Origin of the sequence: Cellulomonas wangsupingiae (genome assembly GCF_024508275.1) — a bacterium.
Taxonomy (GTDB): Bacteria; Actinomycetota; Actinomycetes; order Actinomycetales; family Cellulomonadaceae; genus Cellulomonas; species Cellulomonas wangsupingiae.
Genome location: NZ_CP101989.1, coordinates 3,040,981 through 3,066,555, shown reverse-complemented (window position 1 = coordinate 3,066,555; position 25,575 = coordinate 3,040,981). Strand labels below are relative to the sequence as shown.

At 74.1% G+C, this 25,575-nt stretch carries 22 protein-coding genes; 19 read left to right on the top strand and 3 right to left on the bottom strand.

Features of this window, described 5'->3' with window-relative positions:
* The first annotated feature begins 1 nt into the window (after position 1).
* Positions 2–1,084, top strand: a complete 1,083-nt coding sequence (locus NP075_RS14185) for a DUF3048 domain-containing protein (RefSeq protein WP_227565344.1) — start codon at positions 2–4, stop codon at positions 1,082–1,084.
* Between the two features lie 155 nt (positions 1,085–1,239).
* Entirely contained in the window at positions 1,240–1,428 is a 189-nt protein-coding gene (locus NP075_RS14180; protein ID WP_227565345.1) for a hypothetical protein, read from the top strand.
* A gap of 16 nt (positions 1,429–1,444) precedes the next feature.
* Here NP075_RS14180 and NP075_RS14175 read toward each other — a convergent pair whose 3' ends face one another.
* The gene (locus NP075_RS14175) at positions 1,445–2,428 is read right to left on the bottom strand and encodes a 1,4-dihydroxy-2-naphthoyl-CoA synthase (protein WP_227565346.1); all 984 of its coding nucleotides are present in this window, start codon (positions 2,426–2,428) and stop codon (positions 1,445–1,447) included.
* Positions 2,429–2,475: 47 nt separating this feature from the next.
* Between NP075_RS14175 and NP075_RS14170 the strand changes: the two genes are divergently transcribed.
* The 3 genes from NP075_RS14170 to NP075_RS14160 all read left to right on the top strand — a co-directional run bounded on the left by NP075_RS14170 (position 2,476) and on the right by NP075_RS14160 (position 6,963).
* On the top strand, positions 2,476–3,432 hold the full coding sequence (locus NP075_RS14170; RefSeq protein ID WP_227565347.1) for an o-succinylbenzoate synthase: 957 nt from the start codon (positions 2,476–2,478) through the stop codon (positions 3,430–3,432).
* Positions 3,429–5,351 (top strand): 2-succinyl-5-enolpyruvyl-6-hydroxy-3-cyclohexene-1-carboxylic-acid synthase, encoded by a 1,923-nt coding sequence (gene menD, locus NP075_RS14165; protein WP_372456732.1) that lies wholly within the window; start codon positions 3,429–3,431, stop codon positions 5,349–5,351. Before NP075_RS14170 ends, menD begins: the two co-directional genes overlap by 4 nt.
* 103 nt (positions 5,352–5,454) lie before the next feature.
* On the top strand, positions 5,455–6,963 hold the full coding sequence (locus tag NP075_RS14160) for a S1C family serine protease (protein WP_227565348.1): 1,509 nt from the start codon (positions 5,455–5,457) through the stop codon (positions 6,961–6,963).
* A 185-nt stretch (positions 6,964–7,148) separates the two neighbouring features.
* On the opposite strand, the gene NP075_RS14155 is transcribed toward NP075_RS14160, so the two are convergent.
* A complete protein-coding gene (locus NP075_RS14155; RefSeq protein ID WP_227565349.1) occupies positions 7,149–8,477 on the bottom strand; it encodes an isochorismate synthase in 1,329 nt (442 codons plus the stop codon).
* A gap of 60 nt (positions 8,478–8,537) precedes the next feature.
* Positions 8,538–9,587 carry a TRM11 family SAM-dependent methyltransferase gene (locus tag NP075_RS14150; protein WP_227565350.1) on the bottom strand — a complete coding sequence of 350 codons (1,050 nt, stop codon included), beginning with the start codon at positions 9,585–9,587 and terminating at the stop codon, positions 8,538–8,540.
* Between the two features lie 115 nt (positions 9,588–9,702).
* On the opposite strand from NP075_RS14150, the gene NP075_RS14145 reads away from it, so the two are divergent.
* The 14 genes from NP075_RS14145 to nuoL all read left to right on the top strand — a co-directional run bounded on the left by NP075_RS14145 (position 9,703) and on the right by nuoL (position 25,546).
* A complete protein-coding gene (locus tag NP075_RS14145) occupies positions 9,703–10,395 on the top strand; it encodes a demethylmenaquinone methyltransferase (RefSeq protein WP_227565351.1) in 693 nt (230 codons plus the stop codon).
* 339 nt (positions 10,396–10,734) lie between these two features.
* On the top strand, positions 10,735–12,039 hold the full coding sequence (locus tag NP075_RS14140) for a geranylgeranyl reductase family protein (RefSeq protein WP_227565379.1): 1,305 nt from the start codon (positions 10,735–10,737) through the stop codon (positions 12,037–12,039).
* 85 nt (positions 12,040–12,124) lie between these two features.
* On the top strand, positions 12,125–12,487 hold the full coding sequence (locus NP075_RS14135) for an NADH-quinone oxidoreductase subunit A (RefSeq protein WP_227565352.1): 363 nt from the start codon (positions 12,125–12,127) through the stop codon (positions 12,485–12,487).
* A gap of 60 nt (positions 12,488–12,547) precedes the next feature.
* A complete protein-coding gene (locus NP075_RS14130; protein ID WP_227565353.1) occupies positions 12,548–13,099 on the top strand; it encodes a NuoB/complex I 20 kDa subunit family protein in 552 nt (183 codons plus the stop codon).
* Positions 13,096–13,944 (top strand): NADH-quinone oxidoreductase subunit C, encoded by an 849-nt coding sequence (locus NP075_RS14125; protein ID WP_227565354.1) that lies wholly within the window; start codon positions 13,096–13,098, stop codon positions 13,942–13,944. The genes NP075_RS14130 and NP075_RS14125 overlap by 4 nt, the downstream gene beginning before the upstream one ends.
* Positions 13,944–15,296 carry an NADH-quinone oxidoreductase subunit D gene (locus tag NP075_RS14120; RefSeq protein ID WP_227565355.1) on the top strand — a complete coding sequence of 451 codons (1,353 nt, stop codon included), beginning with the start codon at positions 13,944–13,946 and terminating at the stop codon, positions 15,294–15,296. Before NP075_RS14125 ends, NP075_RS14120 begins: the two co-directional genes overlap by 1 nt.
* A complete protein-coding gene (nuoE, locus tag NP075_RS14115; protein ID WP_227565356.1) occupies positions 15,296–16,177 on the top strand; it encodes an NADH-quinone oxidoreductase subunit NuoE in 882 nt (293 codons plus the stop codon). Before NP075_RS14120 ends, nuoE begins: the two co-directional genes overlap by 1 nt.
* The gene (nuoF, locus tag NP075_RS14110; RefSeq protein ID WP_227565357.1) at positions 16,177–17,511 is read left to right on the top strand and encodes an NADH-quinone oxidoreductase subunit NuoF; all 1,335 of its coding nucleotides are present in this window, start codon (positions 16,177–16,179) and stop codon (positions 17,509–17,511) included. Before nuoE ends, nuoF begins: the two co-directional genes overlap by 1 nt.
* A complete protein-coding gene (locus tag NP075_RS14105; protein ID WP_227565358.1) occupies positions 17,508–20,174 on the top strand; it encodes an NADH-quinone oxidoreductase subunit G in 2,667 nt (888 codons plus the stop codon). Before nuoF ends, NP075_RS14105 begins: the two co-directional genes overlap by 4 nt.
* On the top strand, positions 20,171–21,547 hold the full coding sequence (gene nuoH / locus NP075_RS14100; RefSeq protein ID WP_227565359.1) for an NADH-quinone oxidoreductase subunit NuoH: 1,377 nt from the start codon (positions 20,171–20,173) through the stop codon (positions 21,545–21,547). The genes NP075_RS14105 and nuoH overlap by 4 nt, the downstream gene beginning before the upstream one ends.
* 109 nt (positions 21,548–21,656) lie before the next feature.
* A complete protein-coding gene (gene nuoI, locus NP075_RS14095; protein WP_227565380.1) occupies positions 21,657–22,343 on the top strand; it encodes an NADH-quinone oxidoreductase subunit NuoI in 687 nt (228 codons plus the stop codon).
* Positions 22,340–23,281, top strand: coding sequence for an NADH-quinone oxidoreductase subunit J (locus tag NP075_RS14090; protein ID WP_227565360.1), 942 nt, complete (start codon positions 22,340–22,342; stop codon positions 23,279–23,281). Before nuoI ends, NP075_RS14090 begins: the two co-directional genes overlap by 4 nt.
* Positions 23,278–23,577 carry an NADH-quinone oxidoreductase subunit NuoK gene (gene nuoK / locus NP075_RS14085; protein ID WP_227565361.1) on the top strand — a complete coding sequence of 100 codons (300 nt, stop codon included), beginning with the start codon at positions 23,278–23,280 and terminating at the stop codon, positions 23,575–23,577. Before NP075_RS14090 ends, nuoK begins: the two co-directional genes overlap by 4 nt.
* A 31-nt stretch (positions 23,578–23,608) precedes the next feature.
* Positions 23,609–25,546 carry an NADH-quinone oxidoreductase subunit L gene (gene nuoL / locus NP075_RS14080; RefSeq protein ID WP_227565381.1) on the top strand — a complete coding sequence of 646 codons (1,938 nt, stop codon included), beginning with the start codon at positions 23,609–23,611 and terminating at the stop codon, positions 25,544–25,546.
* The last annotated feature ends 29 nt before the right edge of the window (positions 25,547–25,575 follow it).

Below are 25,575 nucleotides of genomic sequence, written 5' to 3'. Positions count from 1 at the left end.
CATGGCAGTGACGGGACGCAGGGGCACGACGCGCGGGCGGCAGGCACGGGCGGGCGCCCTGGCGGCGGTCGGTGCGCTCCTCGCGCTCGCGGCGTGCGGGTCACCGACGGCCACGCCGGCCCCGACCGTGACGAACCGCGCCGAGGTCGCCGCCGACAAGCAGGCCGTCCCGGCGCCCGAGGTGCCGCCGACGTGGCCGCTGACGGGCGTCCCCGGAGCCCCGGACCCGCGTCCCGCGATCGCGGTGAAGATCGAGAACACGTCGGCCGCGCGCCCGCAGTCGGGCCTCGAGAACGCCGACGTGGTCTGGGAGACCGTCGTCGAGTTCGAGGTCTCGCGCTTCGTCGCCGTCTACCACTCGCAGGCTCCCGAGGAGATCGGGCCGATCCGCTCCGTGCGTCCCATGGACCCGCTGATCGTCGCGCCCCTGCACGGTCTGCTCGCGTACTCGGGCGGGCAGGCGGGGATCCTGGACCTCGTCGCCCAGTCCGGCGTCCAGGAGGTCTCGCACGACGGCGGGGCGCCCGGGATGTACCGCGTGCGCGGGCGCTCGGCCCCGCACAACGTCTACGGGTCCCTGAGCACGTGGTGGGGGATCGCGGAGCCCGGTCGGACGGCACCCGGCGAGCAGTTCGCGTTCGCGCGCTCCGCCGACCGCGCCGCCGCCGTGACGGCGGGCACGCCGGCGGCCACGCTCGACTTCCGGCTGTCCGGCCAGGCGCACCCGGTCTGGAGCTGGGACGCGGCCAGCGGCACGTGGCTCCGCTCCGAGGGGTCGCAGCCGGCGACCGCCGCCAGCGGGGCGCGTCTCTCGGCCGTCAACGTCGTGTCGATCACCGCGCCGCACCCGCCCACGTCGTACGGCGCGCAGGGCGGCGCCGCGGTGCCGACCTACGAGCTCGTCGGGTCCGGCGACGCGGTCGTCGCGACCGGTGGCCGCACCGTCGCCGCGCGCTGGCAGAAGGACGCGCAGGACCAGCCGATGCGGCTGTTCCTGCCCGACGGCTCGGACGCGACCCTCGCGCCCGGCAACACGTGGGTCGAGCTCGTGCCCGCGGGCAGCGGGACGCTGACCGTCTCCTGACGTCACGCTCCCGGGGCGGTACCCCGTGAGGAGGCGGCGCGGCCCGGGGTCGTCCTCCCGGTGGACGGGACGCCACCGTGGGGGTGACGGCGGCGCCGCACGAGCGGTCCGTGGGGCCGACGCGCCGGCCACGTCCGGGGCGCGACGCTGGTCGCATGGCCGCACACACCTCGCTCCCCGCCGTCGTCCGCCCCTCCTTCGTGCCGCGTGAGCACGAGGACCACTCCCTGCGCTCCGCCGTCGCCGTCGTGGTGGCGGGGCTCGTGCTCGTCGCCATGCTCGTCGGCGGCGGCGCGATGCTCGCCACCGTCGTCGACCTCGCCTCCTGGGGCGCCGGCGCGTGACCGGCGCCGTCCGGCGTCAGTAGGCGTACGGGAAGCCGGACCAGTCGGGGTCGCGCCGCTGCAGGAACGCGTCGCGCCCCTCGACGGCCTCGTCCGTCATGTACGCCAGCCGCGTCGCCTCGCCGGCGAACACCTGCTGGCCCGCCAGGCCGTCGTCCGCCAGGTTGAACGCGAACTTGAGCATGCGCACCGCCTGCGGCGACTTGGTGGCGACGATCCGCGCGTACTCGAGCCCCGCGTCCTCCAGGTCGGCGTGGTCGACGACGTCGTTCACGGCGCCCCAGGCCAGGGCGTCGTCCGCCGAGTACTCGCGGGCCAGGAAGAAGATCTCCCGCGCGCGCTTCTGGCCCACCTGGCGCGCGAGCAGCGCCGAGCCGTAGCCGCCGTCGAACGAGCCGACGTTGGCGTCGGTCTGCATGAAGCGCGCGTGCTCACGGCTCGCGATCGTCAGGTCCGCGACGACGTGCAGCGAGTGCCCGCCGCCGGCGGCCCACCCGTTGACGAGCGCGACGACGACCTTGGGCATCGTGCGGATGAGCCGCTGCACCTCCAGGATGTGCAGCCGCCCGGCGCGTGCCGGGTCGACGGCCTCGGCCGTCTCGCCGTCCGCGTACCGGTACCCGTCGCGTCCCCGGATCCGCTGGTCGCCGCCGGAGCAGAACGCCCAGCCGCCGTCCTTGGGCGACGGGCCGTTGCCGGTGAGCAGGACCGTGCCGACGTCCGACGTGGTCCGGGCGTGGTCGAGCACGGCGTACAGCTCGTCGACCGTGTGCGGGCGGAACGCGTTGCGCACCTCCGGGCGGTGGAACGCGACGCGCACGACCGGCAGGTCGCGCGCGACCGCACCGGCCGCGGCCTGCTCGGGGGTGGGCCGGGCGTGACCGCGGTGGTACGTCAGGTCCGTGAGGTGCTCGAACCCCGGGACGTCGCGCCAGCGCGCGGGGTCGAACGTCTCCGAGACGCGCGCGGGCAGAGGTGCAGGGGTGCCGGTCTCGTTCACCGCCCCACCCTAACGAGCCGGGCGGGACGGCGGCTTAGCCTGTAGCGGTGAGCGCACAGCCCGACCTCGCCGTGTGGGACGTGCCCCTGCGCACCCGGTTCCGCGGCCTCACCCGGCGTGACGGCGTGCTCGTGCGCGGCGACGCGGGGTGGGGCGAGTTCAGCCCGTTCTGGGACTACGACGACGACGTCGCCGTGCGCTGGTGGCGCGCGGCGCGCGAGGCGGCCGACGAGGGCTGGCCGGACCCGGTGCGCACCCACGTCCCGGTGAACGTGACGGTCCCGGCCGTCGACCCCGAGCACGCGCACCGGATCGTCCGCGGCTCCGGCGGGTGCCGGACCGCCAAGGTCAAGGTGGCCGAGCCGGGGCAGCCGGTGGGCGCCGACGAGGCCCGGCTCGAGGCCGTGCGCGACGCGCTGGGCGCCGACGGCGCGATCCGGGTGGACGCCAACGCGGCGTGGGACGTCGACACGGCCGTGGCCAGGCTGGCGGCGCTCGACCGCGCCGCGGGTGGGCTCGAGTACGCCGAGCAGCCCGTGCCCGGCGTGGACGACCTGGCTGCGCTGCGCCGTCGGACGCACGTCCCGCTGGCGGCCGACGAGGCCGTGCGCCTGGGGGACGACCCGCTGGCGGTGGTGCGCCGGCAGGCGGCCGACGTGGTCGTGCTGAAGGTCCAGCCGCTCGGGGGCGTGCGCGCGTGCCTGCGGCTGGCGGAGCAGGTCGGGCTGCCCGTGGTCGTGTCGTCGGCGCTCGAGACCTCCGTCGGCCTGGCCGCGGGGCTGGCGCTCGCCGCCGCGCTGCCGGAGCTGCCGCACGCGTGCGGCCTGGCGACCGCCGCGCTGCTCGCCGACGACCTGGTCACCGACCCGCTGCTGCCGCGCGGCGGGGCGATCGAGGTCCGGCGTCCGCTGCCCTCGCCCGACCTGCTGGCCGCGGCCGCCGCGCCGCGCGCGCTGGCGGAGCGGTGGGGCGCGCGGCTCGCGGCCGTGCGGGCTCGGGCATGATGGCGCACGTGACCCCCGTGCCCGAGGACGCGCCCACGCCGAGCCGCCGCCGGCGGACGGTGGCGACGCCCGCGCCGGTCGACGACGCGTCGCCGGCCGTCGCCGCCGCGCGCGTGCTGGTGCAGGCGCTCGCGTCGCTCGGGGTGGCGGACGTGGTGCTCGCCCCGGGCTCCCGCAGCGCACCCCTGGCGTACGCGTTCGCGGACGCCGCCCGCCCGGACGACGAGCGCCCCGCGGGCGCCCCGGCGGTGCGCCTGCACGTCCGCGTCGACGAGCGGGACGCCGCGTTCCTCGCCCTGGGGCTGTCCAAGGCGTCCGCGCACACCGGTGAGCGCGGTCCCGGCCCGGCGCGGCCCGTGGCCGTCGTGACGACGTCCGGCACGGCCGTGGCGAACCTGCACCCGGCGGTCCTCGAGGCCCACCACGCAGGGCTGCCGCTGGTGCTGCTCACGGCGGACCGGCCGCACGAGCTGCGCGGCACCGGAGCCAACCAGACCACCGAGCAGGCGCAGCTGTTCGCCTCCGCGGTCCGGCTCGCCGTCGACGTGCCGGCACCGACGGGGCGCGACGGCGAGGACCGCGACCTGCGGCGGACGGTCTCGCGCGCCCTCGCGGCGGCGACGGGCGCCCGCACGGGCGACCCCGGGCCCGTGCACCTCAACCTCGCGTTCCGTCCGCCCCTCGTGCCCGGTGACGAGCCGTGGCCGGCGCCGTCCGACGCCGGGCTGACGCACGTGGCGGGACGCGTCCAGCCGGCGGAGCCCGCGGCGCTGCCGGCGCACGCGACCGTCGTCGACGCCGACGAGGACCGTGCGCGTGCGTCGCGCCGGTCGCGCGGAGCGGTCCCCACCGTCGTGGTCGCGGGTGACGGCGCGGGACCGGGCGCCGCCCGCCTGGCGGAGGCGAACGGGTGGCCGCTGCTGGCCGAGCCGTCGTCCGGCGCGCGGCAGGGTCCGAACGCCGTCGCTGCGTACCGGCTGCTGCTCGCCGACGACCGCCTGGGCGGTCGCGTCGGGAGGGTCGTGGTGCTCGGTCGGCCGACGCTGACGCGCCCCGTGCAGGCCCTGCTCGCGCGCCCCGACGTCGAGGTGGTGGTCGTCGCGCCGCGCGGGACGGACTGGCCGGACGCGGCGCGCAACGCGTCCCAGGTCGTGCTCGACGTGCCCGCCCGCATGCGGCAGGGGCGCGTCGGGGCGCCGTCCGGGTGGCTGGACGCCTGGCGCACGGCCGACGCCGCGGCGCAGGACGTGCTGGACGGCATGCTCCAGGCGGCGGAGGACGGCCGGCGGTCGCGCAGCGGCCCCCGCGTCAGCGGGTGGGCGCTGGCCCGTGCGGTGGCCCGTGCGAGCGCGCCGGACGACGTGCTGGTCGTCGGCTCCTCGAGCCCCGTGCGCGACCTCGACCTCGTGGCGCGCTGGGACCTGGCACCCCTCGTGCTGGCCAACCGCGGTCTGGCCGGCATCGACGGCACCATCGCGACGGCCACCGGCGTCGCGCTCGCGCTGCCGCACCGCCGCGTGCGGGCCTACCTCGGCGACCTGACGTTCCTGCACGACGTGGGCGGCCTGCTGCGCGGCCCGGCGGAACCGCCGGTCGACCTGCAGATCGTCGTCGCCAACGACGACGGCGGATCCGTCTTCACGACGCTCGAGCCGGGCGAGCCCGAGCGCGCGGACGTCTTCGAGCGCGTGTTCGCCACGCCGCACGGTGCGGACGTCGCGGCGCTGTGCGCCGGCTACGGCGTGCGGCACACCCGCGTCGTCGACACGGAGGGTCTGCTGCCCGCGCTCGCGGCACCGGGTACCGGGACCAGCGTCGTGGAGGTCCGCGTGGACCGGACGCACCGTCGGTCGCTCGCGGAGCGCCTCGCCGCCCAGGTCGCGGCGGCGGTGGACAAGGCGCTGTCGCCGCGGACCTGAGCGCCCCGCACCCGTACCTGGGAAACCCACAGGATCTTCCCAGGTTCCCTGGAGTGGGAACTCAGGCCGGCAGGGTGTCATGGTGGTCGACAAGGAGGAAGCCATGACCACCACGCCCCCGTCGCCGCAGCCCGGCGGCCACCCGCAGGAGCACCCGACCCAGCCGCTGCCCCCGCACGGCTCGGCGTCGGTCGCGGCCGAGCCCCGGCCGCAGGACACCACCGCCCGCCTGACGCCCGCCCAGGAGTGGGCACGCTACGAGTCGGCGCACCGCGCCGCCCGCGGCCCCGGCGACGGTGGCGCGGGCGTGCCCCCGCGCGCGCCGGGTCAGGTGCCGCCCGGGTCGGACCCGTGGGCCACGCCGGCCGCGCCCGCACCGGCGCCGCAGAAGCGTTCGCGGGCCTGGCTGTGGATCACGTCGGCCGCGGTCGCGGGGCTGCTCGTGGGCGGTGGCTCCGTCGCCGTCTCCGGTGTCCTCGACGACGCCGACCGTGCCGACCGTGCCGCGTCCCTGTCGGACGTGGGCCGGTCCGGCAACGACGAGGTCCCCGTGTCCGGCTCCAGCGCCGAGGACCCCGACTGGCGGGCCGTGGCGGCCGCCGTGCAGGCATCGGTCGTCGCGATCCAGGTGCAGACGCAGTCCGGCGGCGGGCAGGGCTCGGGCGTCATCATCGACGACGCCGGGCACGTGCTGACCAACAACCACGTCGTCTCCGGTGCGCAGGGCAACGTCCAGGTGACGCTCACCGACGGCCGGATCCTGGAGGGCGAGGTCGTCGGGACCGACGCGAGCACCGACCTGGCGGTCGTCGAGCTCATCGACCCGCCGGACGACCTGCAGGCCGCGGCGTTCGGCGACTCCGACGACGTGACCGTGGGCGACCCGGTCATGGCCGTGGGCAACCCCCTCGGCCTGGCGAACACGGTGACCACGGGCATCGTCTCCGCGGTGGACCGGCCCGTCTCCACGCAGGAGGACGGCGGCACCGAGACGGCCGTGACCAACGCGATCCAGATCGACGCGGCGATCAACCCCGGCAACTCCGGCGGCCCGCTGTTCGACGCGACCGGCCAGGTCATCGGCATCACGTCGTCGATCGCGACCCTCAGCGCGCAGTCCGGCTCCATCGGCCTCGGCTTCGCGATCCCGTCGAACCAGGCGCGGAGCGTCGCGGCCCAGCTGATGGACGACGGTGTGGCCGAGCACGCGTTCCTCGGCGTCTCGCTGTCCGACGGGACGGCCACGGCCGACGGCGTCACGCGCCGCGGCGCGGTCGTCGAGTCCGTCACCGAGGGCTCCCCGGCGGCCGAGGCCGGCCTGCGGGCCGGCGACGTCATCGTGGCGATCGGCGACGACCCCGTCGGCGGCGCGGAGTCGCTGACGGCGTTCGTCCGCGCGATGTCCTCGGGCGACGAGGCGACGCTGACCGTCGTGCGCGACGGGCAGACGATCGAGGTCGACGTGACGCTCGCGACGCGGCCCGACGCCGGTGACCAGCTCCCGCAGCAGGACCAGGGCGGTCAGGGCCAGGGCGACCAGGGCGGTCTGCCGGGCGGCATCACGCCCGAGCAGCTCTGGGAGTGGCTGCAGCAGCAGCAGGGCCGGGGCTGACGGACCGCCAGGACCAGGGCAGGCCTTGCGGGGTCGCGCCCGTGCGCCGACGGCCCACAGGCCGCGCGCACCGACGGGCCCGCCGTGGCACCCCCTCCCGCGGCGGGCCCTCGCACCACGACCACGGACGCTCTCCCACCGACCGGTGGGGGAGCGTCCGTGGCGTCGGCGCGTGGGGAGCGCGCTCAGCCCAGCGCGTGGCGCATGGGGTCGAGCTTGGCGACGGACTCCGCGAGCTCCGCGGCGGGGTCCGAGGCCGCGACCACGCCGCAGCCGGCGAACAGCCGCAGGCGGCGCGGGTCCTCGCGGTCCACCTCGGCGCACCGCAGCGCGATGCCCCACTCGCCGTCGCCGTCGGCGCCGAACCAGCCGACCGGCCCGGCGTAGCGCCCGCGGTCCATGCCCTCGATGCGGGTGATCAGCTCCCGCGCGGCCTGCGTCGGTGTGCCGCAGACGGCGGCCGTCGGGTGCAGCGCGGCGGCGAGCGCCAGCGACGACGGGTGCGCCTCGTCGCCCTGCGGCGCGGTCAGGACGCCCGTCACGTCGGACGCCAGGTGCAGCACGTTCGGCAGGGACAGGACGAACGGCACGTCGGGGACGTTCGACGACGAGCAGAACGGCGCGAGCGCGCGGGCGACCGACGTGACCGCGTACTCGTGCTCCTCGAGGTCCTTCGACGAGTGCGCGAGGATCGCGGCACGGGCCATGTCGGCGTCGTCGTCGCCGGTGCGCCGGACGGTCCCGGCGAGGACCCGCGACGTCACCAGGCCGCGCTCGGAGCGCACCAGCAGCTCCGGCGTCGCGCCGATCATGCCGTCGACGCTGAACGTCCAGCACGACCGGTACCGGTCCGCCAGGCGCTGCAGCGCCCACCGCACGTCGAGCGGGTGCTCGGTGCGGGCGCTCACGTCGCGCGCGAGCACCACCTTGTCGACCTCGCCGGAGCGGATCGCGTCGACGCCGCGCGCGACCACGTCCAGCCAGGCGTCGGCGCCCACCGCGCCGTCGCCGTACGTGACCTCGCCCGGCGGGTGCGGTGCGGTGCGCGGGGGGACGACGTCGCGCAGCCGCGGCGTGCGGCCCAGCTCACCGGCCGTGCTCACGGTCGTGAGCCACGTGCGCCCGTCCCGGCGTCCGACGACGACGCGCGGCACCACGACGACGCCGCCGGCGGGGGAGTCGTCGTCGAACGCGAAGGACGCGAACGCGACCGGGCCGGTGCCGGGCAGGCGGACCTCGTCGCGGACGATCGCGTGGGCGAGCACGTCCTGCCACGCGCGCTCGGCCGCGGCGAACCGGTCGGCGCCGTGGACCTCGACGCGCACGGCCTCGCCCCACGCGACGAGCCCGTCGCCGCGGCGCACCCACGCGAGCGGCGCGTCGGGTCCGAGCAGGTCGAGCAGGTCGGCCGGGTCCGGCACGTCGCTCGTCGGCAGGTCCCCGCACTCGACGGTGCGCACCACCAGGGGACGGGGGACGCCCCCGGTCACGGGGGAGCTGGGCGACGTGCTCATCGCCGTCCAGCGTAGGCCCTGACCAGCGCAGGCTCCCGTCGGGGGCGTGCGACGTGCGTCTCAGCGGGGCTTGGACGCCACGACCAGGTCGCGCTCGACCGCCTGGTCGACCCGGTGCGCCAGGTCGTGGAACGGCGCGTCGTCGAGCGGGTCGAGACCGGCGTCGACGAGCATCTCGACGAGGTCCTCGCGGGGGAGGACCTTGGTGTTCCACGACAGGCCCATCGCGCCGCCGCGGCGCAGCAGGTGCGCCCACACCGGGATGGCGTCGGCGAGCAGGGCGCGCGGGGAGCGCGACGGCGTGCGCGGGCCCGTCACGGACCCGTGCTGGATGCCGTACGGGGCGTCCGCGACGACGACGTCGAAGAACCCGGCGCGGTACATGCGGTCGGTGTCGAGGGTGTCGCCCTGCGTGACCTCGAGCGTCTGCACGTCGCCCGCGCGGTACGCCTCCTTGGACGCGGCGAGCTCGATGCTCGTGCGCCGTCCCAGGTTCTTGCCGGCCACGCGCACGCGCGACGAGCTCACGCGGTGCTTGAGGCGCTTGTCCTTGAGCCACCGCTCGGCGAACGCGGTGTACGCCTCGACGTCGCGGCGGTCCACGTCGACGCCGTACGCGTCCCACCCGTACATGAGCGCCTGGTTGAGGGTCGTGCCGCGCCCGCACATCGGGTCGAGCACCCGCACGCGCGACCCGAGGAAGTCCTCGAGCGGCAGCGCGGCGGCGGCGGTGAGGTTGAGCAGCAGCCGCGTGAGCTGCTCGTTGGTCTTGCCGACGTACTTCAGGATGGTCAGCAGGTCGTCGTCGTACCGGTCGAGGCGCTGCACGTCGAGGGGCACCAGCGCGCCGTCGTCCCGCAGCTCGAACAGCGCGAGCAGCGACGACAGGTTGCCGAGCACCCGCAGCTCGTCCTCGGTGAGGTCCGGTGCGGGGACCACGAGGTACCCGACGCCGCCCATCGTGCGCTCGACGGGCCCGCCGAGCGCACCGAGGCGCCCGTCGAGCAGCAGCCCGTCGAGCGCCAGCAGCTCACCGCGCATCAGGCGAGCGGCGTGCTGGGCGTACACCCGGTTCGCCGAGGGGTGGACGAGGATCGCGTACTGCGGCATGGCTGGTGACGCCCCCGGGGTCGGTCGTGCGGCGCGGCCCGGCGGCCGCCTCCACGCCGCAGGCTACCCGCTGGTCGGTGCGCGCCCGGCGCGGCGGACCTGCGACCATGGGCGCATGCCTCGCGCCGCCCTCGACAAGGACCCCCGCGACGTCGCCGCCATGTTCGACGCGGTCGCGCACAAGTACGACCTCACGAACGACGTGATCTCGCTCGGTCAGGACCGTGCGTGGCGGCGGGCCACGCTCGCCGCCCTCGACGCGCGGCCCGGCGAGACCGTGCTCGACCTCGCGGCCGGCACCGGCACGTCGAGCGAGCCGCTCGCGGACGCCGGTGTGCACGTCGTGCCGTGCGACCTGTCGACCGGCATGCTGCGGGTCGGCCGTCGCCGGCGCCCGGACCTGCCCTTCGTCGCGGGCGACGCGCTGCACCTGCCGTTCGCCGACGAGTCGTTCGACGCGGTCACCATGTCGTTCGGCCTGCGCAACGTGAAGGACGTGGACGGCGCGCTGCGCGAGCTCCTGCGCGTCACGCGGCCGGGCGGCCGTCTGGTGGTGTGCGAGTTCTCGCGCCCGACGTTCGCGCCGTTCCGCACGGTGTACACCAACTACCTCATGCGGGCGCTGCCGCCGGTCGCGCGCGCCGTCTCCAAGGAGCCGGACGCGTACGTGTACCTGGCGGAGTCGATCCGCGAGTGGCCGGACCAGCGCGGGCTGGGGCTCATGGTGCGTCGCGCGGGCTGGGGCCAGGTCGCGTTCCGGAACCTCACGGGCGGCGTCGTCGCGCTGCACCGGGCGCAGCGTCCCTGACCCGTCGGCGGCCGGCCGGCGGGGTGCCGACGGCGCCGGTGCGCGGGGTGCCGACGGCGCCGGTGCGCGGGGTGCCGACGGCGCCGGTGCGCGGGGTGCCGGCGGCGCCGGTGTGCGGTGCGCGTCACCGGTCCTGCGGGGGTGGTCCCGCCGGGAGACGATGGGGGGCCGGACCGGCGCCACGTGCCGCCCCGCAGGGCGTCGCGACGCTGCTCGGGCGCCGGTGCAGGACCATCGTCCTCGCCCGGCGATGAGGTAAGCCATACCTTCGCAGACAGGCCCAGAGGCGCTGGTTACACTCGCCGAGGCGCACGTGAACGACGTCACAAGTGGGGTGACCTGGTGGACGCAACGACCGATGACGCGGACGTCATCGTCGTCGGCGCAGGTCCGACCGGGGCCTCCGCGGCCTATCACTGCGCCTCCGCCGGCCTCGACGTGCTGCTGCTGGAGAAGGCCACGTTCCCGCGGGACAAGATCTGCGGCGACGGGCTGACGCCCCGCGCGGTCTCCGAGCTCGTGCGCATGGGAGTGCCGATCCGCGAGCAGGACGGCTGGGTCCGCAACCGTGGTCTGCGCGTCATCGGTGGCGGCCACCGCCTCGAGCTCCCGTGGCCCGAGCTGTCGAGCTACCCGTCCTACGGGCTGGCACGCGCCCGCACGTCGTTCGACCAGACGCTCGCGGAGCACGCGCGCGCCGCGGGCGCCAAGCTGCTCGAGGGCACGTCCGTCACGGGGCCGGTGCGCGACGAGCGCACGGGCCGGGTCGTGGGCGTGCGCGCACGGGCCGTCGCGGCCGACGGTCGCCGCACGGTCGACGCGGGCGACGAGGTCACGTACCGCGCGCCCGTCGTGATCGCCGCCGACGGGGTCTCGGCCCGGCTCGCCACGGCCGTCGGTCGGCCCAAGCGGGACGACCGCCCCATGGGCGTCGCCGTGCGCACGTACTTCCGCACCCCGCGCCACGACGACCCGTGGATGGAGTCGCACCTCGAGCTGTGGGACGGCGCCCCGGGCCGCTCGAACCTCATGCCGGGCTACGGCTGGATCTTCTCGCTCGGCGACGGCACCGCGAACGTCGGGCTCGGCTCCGTCAGCTCGACGGCCGCCGCGACGAAGGTCGACTACAAGGACCTGTTCGCCCGTTGGATGGCCAACGCGCCCGCCGAGTGGGAGTTCACGCCCGAGCACCAGGTCGGTCCCGTGCGGGGCGCCGCGCTGCCCATGGGCTTCAACCGCGGCCCGCTGTACGCCGACGGGCTGCTCCTCGCGGGCGACGCGGCCGGCATGGTCAGCCCGTTCAACGGTGAGGGCATCGCCTACGGCCTGCAGGCGGGGCGCGTCGCCGCCGACGCCATCGCGCAGGGCCTCGCACGCGGGTCCGCCGCGGGTCGCGAGCGGTCCCTCGCCACGTACCAGCAGCGCATGAAGGACGACCTGGGCGGGTACTACACGCTCGGCCGCGTGTTCGTGCGACTCATCGAGCACCCGCAGGTGATGCACCTGTGCACGCGCTACGGTCTCCCGCGGCCCCTGCTCATGAAGTTCGTGCTCAAGCTGCTGTCCGACTGCTACGAACCGCGCGGGGGTGACGCGGTCGACCGCGTGATCGCCGGACTCGCACGCCTGGCGCCCGACGCATGACGCCACCGCACGCGACCACCGACGCCCCGGACACGCACCGCCGGCCCCTCGCGGGCCCGGCCTCGACGACGAGGAGGACAGCCCGATGAGCAACCCGTACGTCCCGCTCCTGGTGATGATCGGGATCGCGGCCGTCCTCGCCCTCGGTGGCGTCGGCGCGAGCGCGATCCTCGGACCCAAGCGGTACAACCGCGCCAAGCTCGAGGCCTACGAGTGCGGCATCGAGCCGACGCCCCACGCCATCGGCGGCGGGCGGTTCCCGATCAAGTACTACCTGGTCGCGATGACGTTCATCATCTTCGACATCGAGGTCGTGTTCCTCTACCCGTGGGCCGTGAGCTTCACGGAGCTGGCGACGTTCGGCCTCGTGTCGATCCTGGTGTTCCTGCTGGTCATCACGGTCCCGTTCGTCTACGAGTGGAAGCGCGGCGGTCTCGAGTGGGACTGACCGCGCACCGCCCGGCACGTGCCGCGACGAGCTACCGACCGACCCTGAGGAGGGGCTGACATGGGCATCGAGGAAGCGCCCTCGGGCTTCCTGCTGACGACGGTCGAGGACCTCGTCGGCTACTTCCGCAAGGCCTCGCTGTGGCCCGTGACGTTCGGGCTCGCGTGCTGCGCGATCGAGATGATGGCGGCCGGCACGAGCCGCTACGACATCTCCCGGCTCGGCATGGAGGTGTTCCGCGCCTCCCCGCGCCAGTCCGACCTCATGATCGTCGCCGGGCGCGTGAGCCAGAAGATGGCGCCGGTGGTCCGGCAGGTCTACGACCAGATGGCCGGGCCCAAGTGGGTGCTGTCGATGGGCGTGTGCGCGTCGTCCGGCGGCATGTTCAACAACTACGCGATCGTGCAGGGGGTCGACCACATCGTCCCCGTGGACATCTACCTGCCCGGCTGCCCGCCGCGCCCGGAGATGCTGCTGCACGCGATCCTCGCGCTGCACCAGCAGATCCAGGACGAGCCCCTCGGCGTGAACCGCGAGGAGGCCGCCCGCAAGGCGCAGGAGGCGGCCATGGCCGCGACGCCCACGTCCCACATGACGGGCCTGCTGCGATGACCGACGACAAGGGGAGCGCCGTGCCCGGCGAGAAGCAGCCGGCCGACGCCGCGGCCGTCGACAAGGCGGACGCGTCCGCGGCCGTGCGCCCCGGCGACCCCGCACCGGCGGGCGCCCAGAAGACCACCGCTGTGGCCCTCGAGTCGGGGTCGCAGCACGTCCCCGCCGGCGGCCCCCGCACCCCGCTGGACATCGTCGACGTCCGCACGGGCATGTTCGGCGTGCAGGGCACGGGCGACACCTCCGGCTACGGCGGCCTGGTCGCGACCGTGGCCATGCCCGGGCCGAGCGAGCGTCCGTACGGCAGCTGGTTCGACGAGGTCGTCGACGTGCTCGTCGAGCTCCTCGACGGGTCCGGCACCGGCTACGCGAACGCCGTCGAGTCGGTCGTCGTCGACCGTGGCGAGCTGACGCTGCACATCGCCCGCGAGCACCTCGTCGAGGTCGTCCGGGCACTCCGAGACGACCCGGACCTGCGCTTCGAGCTGTCGCTCGGCGTGTCCGGCGTGCACTACCCGCACGACGCGGGACGCGAGCTGCACGCGGTGTACCAGGTCGTGTCGGTGACCCACGGGCGCCGGCTGCGGCTCGAGGTCGCGGTCGCCGAGGGCGACCCGCACATCCCGTCGACGACGGCGGTCTACCCGGCCAACGACTGGCACGAGCGCGAGACCTGGGACTTCTTCGGGATCGTGTTCGACGGCCACCCGGGCCTGGCGCGCATCGAGATGCCCGACGACTGGCCGGGCCACCCGCAGCGCAAGGACTACCCGCTCGGCGGCATCCCGGTCGAGTACAAGGGCGCCACCGTGCCGCCCCCGGACCAGCGGAGGTCGTACAGCTGATGACCGCGCCCACCTCTCACACCCCCCACGCGACCCGCCACGTCCCGCTGGACGACACGCAGGGCGTGCCGTCCTTCGAGGCGTCCGGCGGCGACTGGTCCGACATCGCCGAGGAGGCCGCGCGCCTCGGCGAGGAGCGGATCGTCGTCAACATGGGCCCGCAGCACCCGTCGACGCACGGCGTGCTCCGGCTCATGCTCGAGATCGACGGCGAGACCGTCACCGAGGCCCGTGCCGGCATCGGCTACCTGCACACGGGCATCGAGAAGAACATGGAGTTCCGCACCTGGACCCAGGGCGTGACGTTCTGCACCCGCATGGACTACGTCGCCCCGCTGTTCCAGGAGGCGGCCTACTGCCTCGCGGTCGAGAAGATGCTCGGCATCACCGACGACGTGCCCGAGCGCGCCTCGGTGATCCGCGTCCTGATGATGGAGCTCAACCGCATCTCCTCGCACCTGGTCTTCCTGGCCACGGGCGGCAACGAGCTCGGCGCGACGACGATCATGATCCTCGGCTTCACGGCCCGCGAGGAGGTCCTCAAGATCTTCGAGCTGATCTCCGGCCTGCGCATGAACCACGCGTACATCCGCCCCGGCGGTGTCGCGCAGGACGTGCCCCCGGGTGCGATCGACTCGGTGCGCGAGGCGCTGACCAAGGTCCGCGGCTACCTCCACCAGCTCGAGGACCTCATGCTGGCCAACCCGATCCTGCACGCGCGCATGAAGGACGTGGGCGTCCTCAACCTCGCCGCGTGCATGGCGCTGGGCGTCACGGGTCCCATCCTGCGGTCCACGGGCCTGCCGTACGACGTGCGCAAGACGGACCCGTACAGCGGCTACGAGACGTACGACTTCGACGTGCCCGTCAACGACGGCGCCGACGCCTGGAGCCGCCTGCTGCTGCGCATCGAGGAGTGCTACCAGTCGATGCGGATCGTCGAGCAGTGCCTCGAGCGGCTCGCGACGCCCGGGCCGGTGATGGTCGCCGACAAGAAGGTCGCCTGGCCCGCGCAGCTCGCGATCGGCACCGACGGCATGGGCAACTCGCTCGACCACATCAAGGAGATCATGGGCACCTCGATGGAGGCCCTGATCCACCACTTCAAGCTCGTCACCGAGGGCTTCCGCGTCCCGGCGGGCCAGGTGTTCCAGACCGTCGAGCACCCGCGCGGCGAGCTGGGCGTGCACCTCGTCTCCGACGGCGGCACCAAGCCGTACCGGGCGCACTTCCGTGACCCGTCGTTCAACAACCTGCAGGCCGTGTCGATGATGTGCGAGGGCGGTCAGGTGGCCGACGTCGTCGTCGCCGTCGCGTCCATCGACCCGGTGCTGGGAGGGGTGGACCGCTGATGTCCGTCGAGCACGCGGGCGCCGCTGCGCCCCACGACCACGTCCGCACCCCGGGGGACCGCCACGCCACGGGGTACGACGACGAGACCCGCGCCCGGCTGACCGCCGACGCGCAGGAGATCATCGCCCGCTACCCGCAGGCGCGCTCGGCGCTGCTGCCGATGCTGCACCTCGTGCAGTCGGAGGACGGGTACGTCAGCCCTCGCGGGATCGCCTTCTGCGCCGCGACGCTGGGCCTCTCGACCGCCGAGGTGTCGGCCGTCGCGACGTTCTACACGCAGTACAAGCGCCACCCCAACGGCACGTACACGGTCGGCGTCTGCACGAACACGCTGTGCGCGATCATGGGCGGCGACGCGATCTGGGAGGAGCTCTCCGAGCACCTCGGGATCGGCCACGACGAGACGACCGACGACGGGGCGATCACGCTCGAGCGCATCGAGTGCAACGCGGCGTGCGACTACGCGCCGGTCGTGATGGTCAACTGGGAGTTCTTCGACAACCAGACGCCGGCCTCGGCCGTCGAGGTCGTCGACCGGCTCGTCGAGGGCGCGCCCGTGGCGCCGACCCGCGGCGCGGCGTCCGTCTGCACGTTCAAGGAGATGAGCCGCGTGCTCGCCGGGTTCCCCGACGGCCGCGCGGACGAGGGCGTGGCCGCGGGCGAGGCGACGCTGCGCGGCACGCTGCTGGCGAAGGAGCGCGGCTGGACGGCACCGTCGTTCGACGCCGACGAGCGCGAGGCGACGACCGGCGCCACGCACGGCGAGCCCGCGGCCGGCGAGGCGCAGTCGAGCGCCGACCGGCCCGTGACGACCCCCGCCGACGTCTCGCCCGCGGGCGAGCAGCGCAAGCAGAGCTCCGACGACGCGAAGGAGTCGTGATGACGACCCTGACCCCCGTGCTGTCCGCGCACTGGGACGCGGACCGGGCGTGGAAGCTGGCGCGGTACGAGGCCGACGGCGGCTACCGCGGCCTGCGTCGCGCCCTGGCCATGGCCCCCGCCGACGTCGTCACCGCGGTGAAGGAGTCCGGCCTGCGCGGCCGTGGCGGTGCCGGCTTCCCGACGGGCATGAAGTGGGGCTTCCTGCCCGCGCCCGACGGCGGCCCGCGCTACCTCGTCGTCAACGCCGACGAGTCCGAGCCGGGCACCTGCAAGGACATCCCGCTGATGATGGCGAGCCCGCAGGAGCTCATCGAGGGCGTGATCATCACGTCCTACGCCATCGGCTGCCACCACGCCTTCATCTACGTGCGTGGCGAGGTCGTGCACGTCTACCGCCGGCTGCTGGAGTCCGTGCGCGAGGCGCGCGAGGCCGGCTACCTCGGGACGGACATCCTGGGCTCCGGCTTCGACCTGGAGATCACGGTGCACGCCGGGGCGGGCGCGTACATCTGCGGCGAGGAGACGGCGCTGCTCGACTCGCTCGAGGGCCTGCGCGGCCAGCCGCGCCTGAAGCCCCCGTTCCCGGCCGTCGCCGGTCTGTACGCGCGGCCCACGGTCGTCAACAACGTCGAGTCCGTGGCGTCGGTGCCCGGCATCCTCGTCGGCGGTGCCGACTGGTTCACGTCGATGGGCACCGAGCGCTCCGCCGGTCACGGCCTGTTCTCGCTGTCCGGCCACGTCACGCGGCCCGGGCAGTACGAGGCCCCGCTGGGCATCACGCTGCGCGAGCTGCTCGACATGGCGGGCGGCGTGCGCGAGGGCCACCGGCTGAAGTTCTGGACGCCGGGCGGGTCCTCGACGCCGATCTTCACCGACGCGCACCTCGACGTGCCGCTGGACTACGAGTCCGTCGGCAAGGCCGGGTCCATGCTCGGCACGCGCGCCCTGCAGATCTTCGACGAGACGACGTCGGTCGTGAAGGCCGTGTCGCGCTGGATCCAGTTCTACAAGCACGAGTCCTGCGGCAAGTGCACGCCCTGCCGCGAGGGCACGTTCTGGCTGGCCCAGATCATGGCGCGGCTCGAGGCGGGCCAGGGCACGGCGGCGGACATCGACCTGCTGCTCGACCTGTGCGACAACATCCTGGGCCGCGCGTTCTGCGCGCTCGGCGACGGCGCGACCAGCCCCGTCACGAGCGCGATCCAGTACTTCCGGGAGGAGTTCGAGGCGGGCACGCACACGCCCGCGGACGTCCTGTTCCCGCCCGAGCGCAGCTCGCTCTTCGACTACACGCCGCGTCGCAGCACGCAGCTGGCGGGGGTGCACGCATGACGATCACGACTCCGAAGGCCACCGACTCGGCACCTCTGGTGCCGGCGGCGCCGCCGACCGCGGAGCCGACGCCGGAGGCGACGGTGACGTTCACCGTCGACGGCATCGAGACGACGGTCCCGAAGGGGACGCTCGTCATCCGGGCCGCCGAGCAGCTCGGCATCCAGATCCCGCGGTTCTGCGACCACCCGCTGCTCGCGCCCGTGGGCGCCTGCCGGCAGTGCCTCGTCGAGGTGTGGGCACCCGGGCGCGACGGCAACGTCGCGAAGATGCCGAAGCCGCAGGCGTCCTGCACGCTCGAGGCCACCCCCGGCATGCAGGTGCGCACGCAGCACACGTCGCCCGAGGCCGACAAGGCCCAGCACGGGATCATCGAGTTCCTGCTCATCAACCACCCGCTGGACTGCCCGGTCTGCGACAAGGGCGGCGAGTGCCCCCTGCAGAACCAGGCGATGAGCAACGGGCGCGACACGTCGCGGTTCGTCGACATCAAGCGCACGTTCCCCAAGCCGCTGGCCGTCTCGACGCAGATCCTGCTCGACCGCGAGCGGTGCGTCCTGTGCCAGCGCTGCACGCGCTTCTCCGAGGAGATCGCGGGCGACGTGTGGATCGACCTGCAGAAGCGCGGGGCCAACCAGCAGATCGGCACGTTCGACACGCAGGTGCTCGGCTTCGCGGGCGACACCCCCGTGGGTGCCTCGACGCTCGACACCAGCGGGCGGCCGTTCTCGTCGTACTTCTCCGGCAACACGGTCCAGATCTGCCCCGTCGGTGCGCTGACGTCGGCCGCGTACCGGTTCCGGTCCCGGCCGTTCGACCTGGTCTCCGTCCCCTCGATCGCGGAGCACGACTCCAACGGGTCGGCCATCCGCGTCGACCACCGGCGCGGCGTCGTGCTGCGGCGCCTGGCCGGTGACGACCCGGCGGTCAACCAGGAGTGGGTGACCGACAAGGACCGGTTCGCCTTCCAGTGGCAGTCCGCGCCGGACCGCATCACGACGCCGCACGTGCGTCGGCGCCTGCCCGACGGCACGCGGGGCGAGCTCGAGCCCTGCTCGTGGACCGAGGCGCTCGAGACCGCGGCGGCCGGGCTGCGCGCCGCGCTCGACGGGGCCGGCGTGGGCGTGCTCCCGGGTGGGCGGCTGACGCTCGAGGACGCGTACGCGTACGCCAAGTTCGCGCGCGTCGCGCTGCGCACCAACGACATCGACCACCGCGCCCGTCCGCACTCGGCCGAGGAGGAGGCGTTCCTCGGCCACCACGTCGCGGGCCGCACGCTGCAGGTCACCTTCGGCGACCTCGTCGCCGCCCCGGCCGTGCTGTGCGTCGCGTACGAGCCCGAGGAGGAGGGCGGGGTCCTGTTCCTGCGCCTGCGCGGGTCCGTCGTGGCGGGCCGCACGCGGGTCTTCTCGGTCGCCGCCCTCGCGAGCCGTGGCCTCGAGCGGCTGGACGCCACGCTCCTGGCCGCCGCCCCGGGCACGGAGCCCGAGGTGCTCGACGCGATCACCCCGGGTGCCCAGGACGTCCTGGGTGCGACGGCCGAGGCGCTCGGCGTCGAGGGGGCCGTGATCCTGGTCGGCGAGCGTGCCGCGAGCGTGCCGGGCACGCTGTCCGCGGTGCTGCGGCTCGCCGAGCGCACGGGCGCGCGCCTCGCGTGGGTCCCGCGGCGCGCCGGCGAGCGTGGTGCCGTCGAGGCGGGCACGCTGCCGACGCTGCTGCCGGGCGGTCGCCCGGTGGCCGACGCGTCGGCACGGGTCGACCTCGCCGCCGCCTGGGGTGTCGACGAGCTCCCGGCCACGCCGGGACGCAGCGCCGACGAGATCGTCGCCGCCGCGGCCGCGGGCCGCCTGGGTGCGCTCGTCGTCGGTGGCGTCGACCCCGCGGACCACGCCGACCCGGTGGTCGCGCGGGCCGCTCTCGACACGGTGCCGTTCCTGGTGTCGCTCGAGGTGCGCCGCAGCGAGGTCACGGACCGCGCCGACGTCGTGCTGCCGGTCGCCCCGCCCGTGGAGAAGCCCGGCACGTACGTCACGTGGGAGGGGCGCCCGCGCCCGTTCCCGCAGGTGCTGACCACCACGCTGATGGCGGACTTCCGCGTGCTCGACCGGCTCGCCGACGCGCTCGGCGCCGACCTGGGGCTGCCCGCCCTGGCGGCCGTGCACGCCGAGCTGGACCAGCTCGGCGGCTGGGACGGCGCGCGCGTCGGTGCCCCCGCGACGGACCCGGCCGAGCCGCCGACCGTCCCGGTGCACCACGCCGTGCTCGCGACCTGGCACCAGCTGCTCGACGGGGGACGCCTGCAGGACGGTGAGCCGTACCTCGCGGGGACCGCGAAGCGGCCGGTCGTGCGCGTCAGCGCGGTGACCGCGCGCGAGGTGGGCGTGACGGACGGCGACGAGCTGGCCGTCAGCACGGACCGCGGCACGATCACCGCACCCGTGCAGGTCACGGACATGGCGGACCACGTCGTGTGGCTCGCGACCAACACGCGCGGCGCTGCCGTGCGTGACGTGCTCGGTGCGGTCGGCGGCAGCGTCGTGCGGCTCGAGGCGGTCGGCGCCGCGGGTGCGCCGCCGGTGACGGCGCACGCCGTCACCGGGCTGACCGGTGATGCCGCGGAGGCCGTCGCCGGCGTCCGCGTGGACGAGGAGGAGCGGGCATGAGCGTGCTGCCCACGGTGCTGGCGGCGCTGCCGACGGCCGTCGGCGACGGTGCCGTCGCGCCCGTCACGGCCGACTTCAGCCAGGACGTGTTCTGGGTGTGGCTGCTCAAGGCGGTCGGCATCATCGTCTTCCTGCTGACGAGCGTGCTCATCGCCATCTGGTTCGAGCGCCGCGTCGTGGGACGCATGCAGCTGCGGCCGGGGCCGAACGTGCACGGGCCGTTCGGTCTGCTGCAGTCGCTCGCCGACGCGATGAAGCTCCTGGTCAAGGAGGACGTCACCGTCAAGGCGGCGGACAAGCTCGTCTACATCCTCGCGCCGATGATCGCGGTGCTGTGCTCGCTGCTGGTCTACGCGGTCATCCCGTTCGGACCCGAGGTCAACATGTTCGGCGTCATCACGCCGCTGCAGCTGACCGACTTCTCTGTCGCGGTGCTCTACATCCTGGCCTGCGCGGCCGTGGGCGTGTACGGCATCGTCCTCGGCGGCTGGTCCTCGAACTCGACGTACCCGCTGCTCGGCGGCGTCCGCTCGACGGCCCAGGTCATCTCCTACGAGCTGGCGATGGGCCTGTCCCTGGTCAGCGTGTTCATCATGGCCGGGTCGATGTCGACGTCGCAGATCGTCGACTCCCAGACGCAGATCTGGTGGTTCCTGCCGCTGCTGCCGGCGTTCGTCATCTACGTCATCTCGATGGTCGGCGAGACGAACCGCCTGCCGTTCGACCTGCCCGAGGCCGAGGGCGAGCTCGTCGGTGGGTACACCACCGAGTACTCCTCGATGAAGTTCGCGTGGTTCTTCCTCGCCGAGTACATCAACATGCTCAACGTCTCGGCCGTCGCGACCACGCTGTTCTTCGGAGGCTGGCGCGCCCCGTGGCCGATCTCGGCCATCAACGACGGCATGTTCAACACCGGATGGTGGCCGTTCCTGTGGTTCGTCGCCAAGGTCTGGCTGTTCATGTTCGTGTTCGTGTGGATCCGCGGCTCCGTGCTGCGCTTCCGCTACGACCAGTTCATGAAGATCGGCTGGAAGGTGCTCATCCCGGCCGCGCTCGTGTGGGTCGTCTGCGTGACGCTCGTGCAGGCCGCGCGCCAGCTGTGGGACGTCGACCTGCGGACGCTGCTGTTCACCCTGGCGGGCGTCGTCCTCGTCGGCCTCGTGATCTCCTTCCTCGTGCCGGAGAAGAAGCCGCCGGCGGAGGAGGAGCCCACGGGCCCGAAGGAGTTCGACCCGTTCGCCGGCGGCTACCCGGTCCCGCCCCTCCCGGGGCAGGTCCTGCCCCCGTCCCCGCGCGCGCAGCGCCGCCTCGCGGCGGCCGAGGCCGCCGGACCGTCCGGACCCGAGACCCCGTTGGAGGTGCGCGGTGGCTGAGCAGCGCAAGAAGAAGGCCGCCCCGGACGCCCAGGCGCCCGGGAAGAAGGTGCAGCGCACCGAGCGCAGCGGTGGCGAGGTCGGCCGTCCCGCCGAGGGCTACCGGTCGATGATCGAGCAGCGCTCGGGGATCGCGGAGGTGTTCGCCCCCGTCGCCGGCTTCGGCGTCACGTTCGCCAACATGTTCAAGCCGACGGTGACCGAGCAGTACCCGCGCGAGCAGGCGCCGACCAAGCCGCGGTACCACGGCCGTCACCAGCTCAACCGCTACCCCGACGGTCTCGAGAAGTGCATCGGGTGCGAGCTGTGCGCCTGGGCGTGCCCCGCGGACGCGATCTACGTCGAGGGCGGCGACAACACCCCCGACGCGCAGTTCTCACCGGGGGAGCGGTACGGCCGCATCTACCAGATCAACTACCTGCGCTGCATCTTCTGCGGCCTGTGCATCGAGGCCTGCCCGACGCGCGCCCTGACCATGACGAACGAGTACGAGCTCGCGGGACCGACGCGTCCCGGCATGATCTGGGAGAAGCAGGACCTGCTGGCGCCGCTGCGCTCGGGTCAGCTCGCGGCCCCGCACCCCATGGTCGAGGGCACGTCCGACACCGACTACTACCGCGGCGAGGTCACGGGCGTGACCGACGACCAGGTGGCCTGGGTCGCCGAGCACCGCCCGGACGACCCGACCCTGCCGGAGAACGCCGCCCGGGGCGCGACGGTCCCGGACCTGGGCGAGACGCGCCTCGCCCAGCGAGCGATCACGGCGGCCGCGCACCGCCAGGGGGGTGCCAGGTGAGCACGCTTCTCACCGCGCTGCCGGCCGCCGCCGGCGCGCTGACCGAGTCCGGCCAGACGAGCACGGCCGAGGCCGTCCTGTTCTGGACCCTCGGTCCGCTCATGGTGCTGGCCGCGCTCGGGCTGCTGTTCGCCCGCAAGGCCGTGCACGCGGCGCTGGCCATCGTGTTCGTCATGATCTCGCTGGCGTTCATGTACGTCGCGCAGGGTGCCGAGTTCCTCGGCGTCGTGCAGGTCGTCGTCTACACCGGCGCCGTGATGATGCTGTTCCTGTTCGTCCTCATGCTCGTCGGCGTCGACCGGTCGGACTCGCTCGTCGAGACGATCCGCGGCCAGCGCTGGGTGGGCCTGCTGGCCGGGCTCGGGCTGGCGGTCGTGCTCGTCGGCGTCGTCGGGCGTGCGACGTACGGACCGCCGACCGGGCTCGCCGAGGCGAACACGCCGTCGAACCCCGAGGCGGTCGCCCGGCTGATCTTCGGCCAGCACGTGCTGGCCATGGAGGTCGTCGGCGCGCTGCTCGTCACCGCCGCGCTCGGCGCGCTCGTCCTGACGCACCGCCGTCGCCTGACCCCGAAGGTCGGGCAGCGCGAGCTGGCCGAGCGGCGCCTGCGGGACGGCGGGCACCCCGTGTCGCTGCCGGCGCCCGGCGTGTACGCGCGGCACAACGCGATGGACGTCCCGGCGCTCCTGCCGGACGGCACGCCGCTGGAGAGCTCGGTGCCGCGCGTGCTGCGCGTGCGTGGCCAGGAGGCCGACGCGAGCGAGTACGCGGCGCGCATCGACCGCGTCCTGGCCGGCGGCTGGGCGGTCGGTGGCGGCACGTTCACGTCCGACGACGACTACCGGGGCGAGCCGGGCGGCCCCGTCGCCGGCACGGTCACCGTGCGCGAGGCGGACGCCGCCGAGACGCCCACCCACGACGAGGAGGACGCCCGGTGAGCCTCACCCACTACCTGGTGCTGGCCGCGATCCTGTTCGCGATCGGCGCCACGACGGTGCTGCTGCGGCGCAACGCGATCATCGTGTTCATGGGCGTCGAGCTCATGCTCAACTCCACGAACCTGCTGCTCGTGACCTTCTCGCGGTTCCACGGCAACCTCTCGGGCCAGGTGCTCGCGTTCTTCGTGATGGTGGTGGCCGCGGCGGAGGTCGTCGTGGGGCTCGCCATCATCGTGACCATCTTCCGGACCAGGCGCTCGGCCTCGGTCGACGACGTCAACCTGCTGAAGAGCTGAGGGGCTCGACGTGCACACCCTGAACTCTGTGATGGTGCCTGCCGTCGCGCCGGCGGCTGCCTGGGACGGCGCGCAGGCGGCCGTCTGGCTCGTCGCGCTTCCGCTGCTCTCGGCCGCCGTCCTGCTCCTGCTGGGCCGGCGTGCCGACCGGTGGGGGCACTGGCTCGGCGTCCTGGCCTCCGCCGGCTCCTTCGTCGTGGCCCTCGTCCTGCTGGTCGGCCTGCTCGGACGCCCGGCGGCCGAGCGCGTGACCGACGTGCACCTCGGCACCTGGCTGGACGCCGGGGCGCTGAGCATCGACGCCGGCCTGCGGGTCGACCCGCTGTCGCTGACGTTCGTGCTGCTCGTGACGTTCGTCGGCACGCTCATCCACGTGTACTCCGTGGCGTACATGGAGCACGACGCGGCCCGCCGCCGGTTCTTCGCGTACCTCAACCTGTTCGTCGCGGCGATGCTGCTGCTGGTCCTCGCGGACTCGTACGTGCTGCTGTTCGTCGGCTGGGAGGGTGTGGGCCTCGCGTCCTACCTGCTCATCGGGTTCTGGAACCACCACACGCCGTACGCCGTGGCCGCGAAGAAGGCGTTCGTCGCCAACCGCATCGGTGACGTCGGCCTCCTGGTCGCGATGGGCCTGATGTTCGCGGCGTTCGGCTCCCTGGACTTCACGTCGGTGAACGCCGGCGTGGGGAACGCCTCGGAGGGCACGGTGACGGCCATCGGCCTGATGCTGCTGCTCGCCGCGTGCGGCAAGTCGGCGCAGTTCCCGCTGCAGTCCTGGCTCGGGGACGCGATGGCCGGCCCGACGCCGGTCTCCGCCCTCATCCACGCCGCGACGATGGTGACCGCGGGCGTCTACCTCATCATCCGCTCGGGCGCGGTGTTCACCGCGGCGCCGACCGCGCAGCTGGTCGTCGCGATCGTGGGGGCGATCACGCTCCTGTTCGGTGCGATCGTCGGCTGCGCCAAGGACGACATCAAGAAGGCGCTGGCCGCCTCGACGATGTCCCAGATCGGGTACATGGTGCTGGCCGCGGGCCTCGGCCCCATCGGCTACGCGTTCGCGATCTTCCACCTCGTGACCCACGGGTTCTTCAAGGCCGGCATGTTCCTCGGCGCCGGGTCCGTCATGCACGGCATGGACGACCAGGTCGACATGCGGCGCTTCGGCGGCCTGGGCCGGTACATGAAGATCACCTACTTCACGTTCATGGCCGGCTGGCTCGCGATCCTCGGCATCCCGCCGTTCGCCGGGTTCTTCAGCAAGGACAAGATCATCGAGGCCGCGTTCGTGCCCGTCGACGGCCAGCCGTGGCGCGCCTGGGTGTTCGGCACCGTGGCGCTCGTCGGGGCCGGCATCACCGCGTTCTACATGTCGCGCCTGTTCTTCATGACGTTCGAGGGGCAGAAGCGCTGGAGCAAGAAGCGGGACGGCTCCGACCAGCACCCGCACGAGTCCCCGGCGCTCATGACGTGGCCCATGATCGTGCTGGCCGTCGGGTCGGTCGGGCTGGGCTGGGTGCTCTCGAGCGTCGGCTTCGTCGAGTGGCTCGAGCCGTCCGTCGGTCACGCGGAGCACGCCGATCCCGTGCTGGCCGTGCCCCTGATCATCGGGCTGACGCTCGTGGCCGTGGCCCTCGGGCTCGTGCTCGCGTGGCGCCGTTACGCGGTCTCGACCGTCCCGGTGACACCCCCGCTGGGCACGGCGCTCACCCGCGCCGCCCGTGCCGACCTGCACCAGGACGCCGTCAACGACGCGCTGCTCGTGGCGCCGGGTCAGTACCTGACCCGCTCGCTCGTGTACGGCGACAAGGCCGTGGTCGACGGTGCGGTCACCGGCCTCGGCCGGACCACCGTCGGCATCGGCGACCTCGTGCGCCGCGTGCAGAACGGCTACGCCCGTTCGTACGCGGCCGTGATGGTCGTCGGTGTGGTCGGGCTCGCGTTCGTCGTCCTCGCCGCGCGCGGCTGACCGAAGAGTCGACAGGAGACCTTGAACTG

Bases quoted from the DNA above. Each gene is read 5' to 3' on its own strand.
- nuoH (WP_227565359.1), top strand. From the start codon at position 20,171: ATGAGCGTGCTGCCCACGGTGCTGGCGGCGCTGCCGACGGCCGTCGGC.
- NP075_RS14120 (WP_227565355.1), top strand. From the start codon at position 13,944: ATGACCGCGCCCACCTCTCACACCCCCCACGCGACCCGCCACGTCCCG.
- nuoF (WP_227565357.1), top strand. From the start codon at position 16,177: ATGACGACCCTGACCCCCGTGCTGTCCGCGCACTGGGACGCGGACCGG.
- NP075_RS14130 (WP_227565353.1), top strand. From the start codon at position 12,548: ATGGGCATCGAGGAAGCGCCCTCGGGCTTCCTGCTGACGACGGTCGAG.
- NP075_RS14150 (WP_227565350.1), bottom strand. From the start codon at position 9,587: ATGCCGCAGTACGCGATCCTCGTCCACCCCTCGGCGAACCGGGTGTAC.
- NP075_RS14155 (WP_227565349.1), bottom strand. From the start codon at position 8,477: ATGAGCACGTCGCCCAGCTCCCCCGTGACCGGGGGCGTCCCCCGTCCC.
- NP075_RS14160 (WP_227565348.1), top strand. From the start codon at position 5,455: ATGACCACCACGCCCCCGTCGCCGCAGCCCGGCGGCCACCCGCAGGAG.
- nuoL (WP_227565381.1), top strand. From the start codon at position 23,609: ATGGTGCCTGCCGTCGCGCCGGCGGCTGCCTGGGACGGCGCGCAGGCG.
- NP075_RS14145 (WP_227565351.1), top strand. From the start codon at position 9,703: ATGCCTCGCGCCGCCCTCGACAAGGACCCCCGCGACGTCGCCGCCATG.
- NP075_RS14105 (WP_227565358.1), top strand. From the start codon at position 17,508: ATGACGATCACGACTCCGAAGGCCACCGACTCGGCACCTCTGGTGCCG.
- menD (WP_372456732.1), top strand. From the start codon at position 3,429: ATGATGGCGCACGTGACCCCCGTGCCCGAGGACGCGCCCACGCCGAGC.
- nuoE (WP_227565356.1), top strand. From the start codon at position 15,296: ATGTCCGTCGAGCACGCGGGCGCCGCTGCGCCCCACGACCACGTCCGC.
- nuoI (WP_227565380.1), top strand. From the start codon at position 21,657: ATGATCGAGCAGCGCTCGGGGATCGCGGAGGTGTTCGCCCCCGTCGCC.
- NP075_RS14180 (WP_227565345.1), top strand. From the start codon at position 1,240: ATGGCCGCACACACCTCGCTCCCCGCCGTCGTCCGCCCCTCCTTCGTG.
- NP075_RS14185 (WP_227565344.1), top strand. From the start codon at position 2: ATGGCAGTGACGGGACGCAGGGGCACGACGCGCGGGCGGCAGGCACGG.
- NP075_RS14135 (WP_227565352.1), top strand. From the start codon at position 12,125: ATGAGCAACCCGTACGTCCCGCTCCTGGTGATGATCGGGATCGCGGCC.
- NP075_RS14125 (WP_227565354.1), top strand. From the start codon at position 13,096: ATGACCGACGACAAGGGGAGCGCCGTGCCCGGCGAGAAGCAGCCGGCC.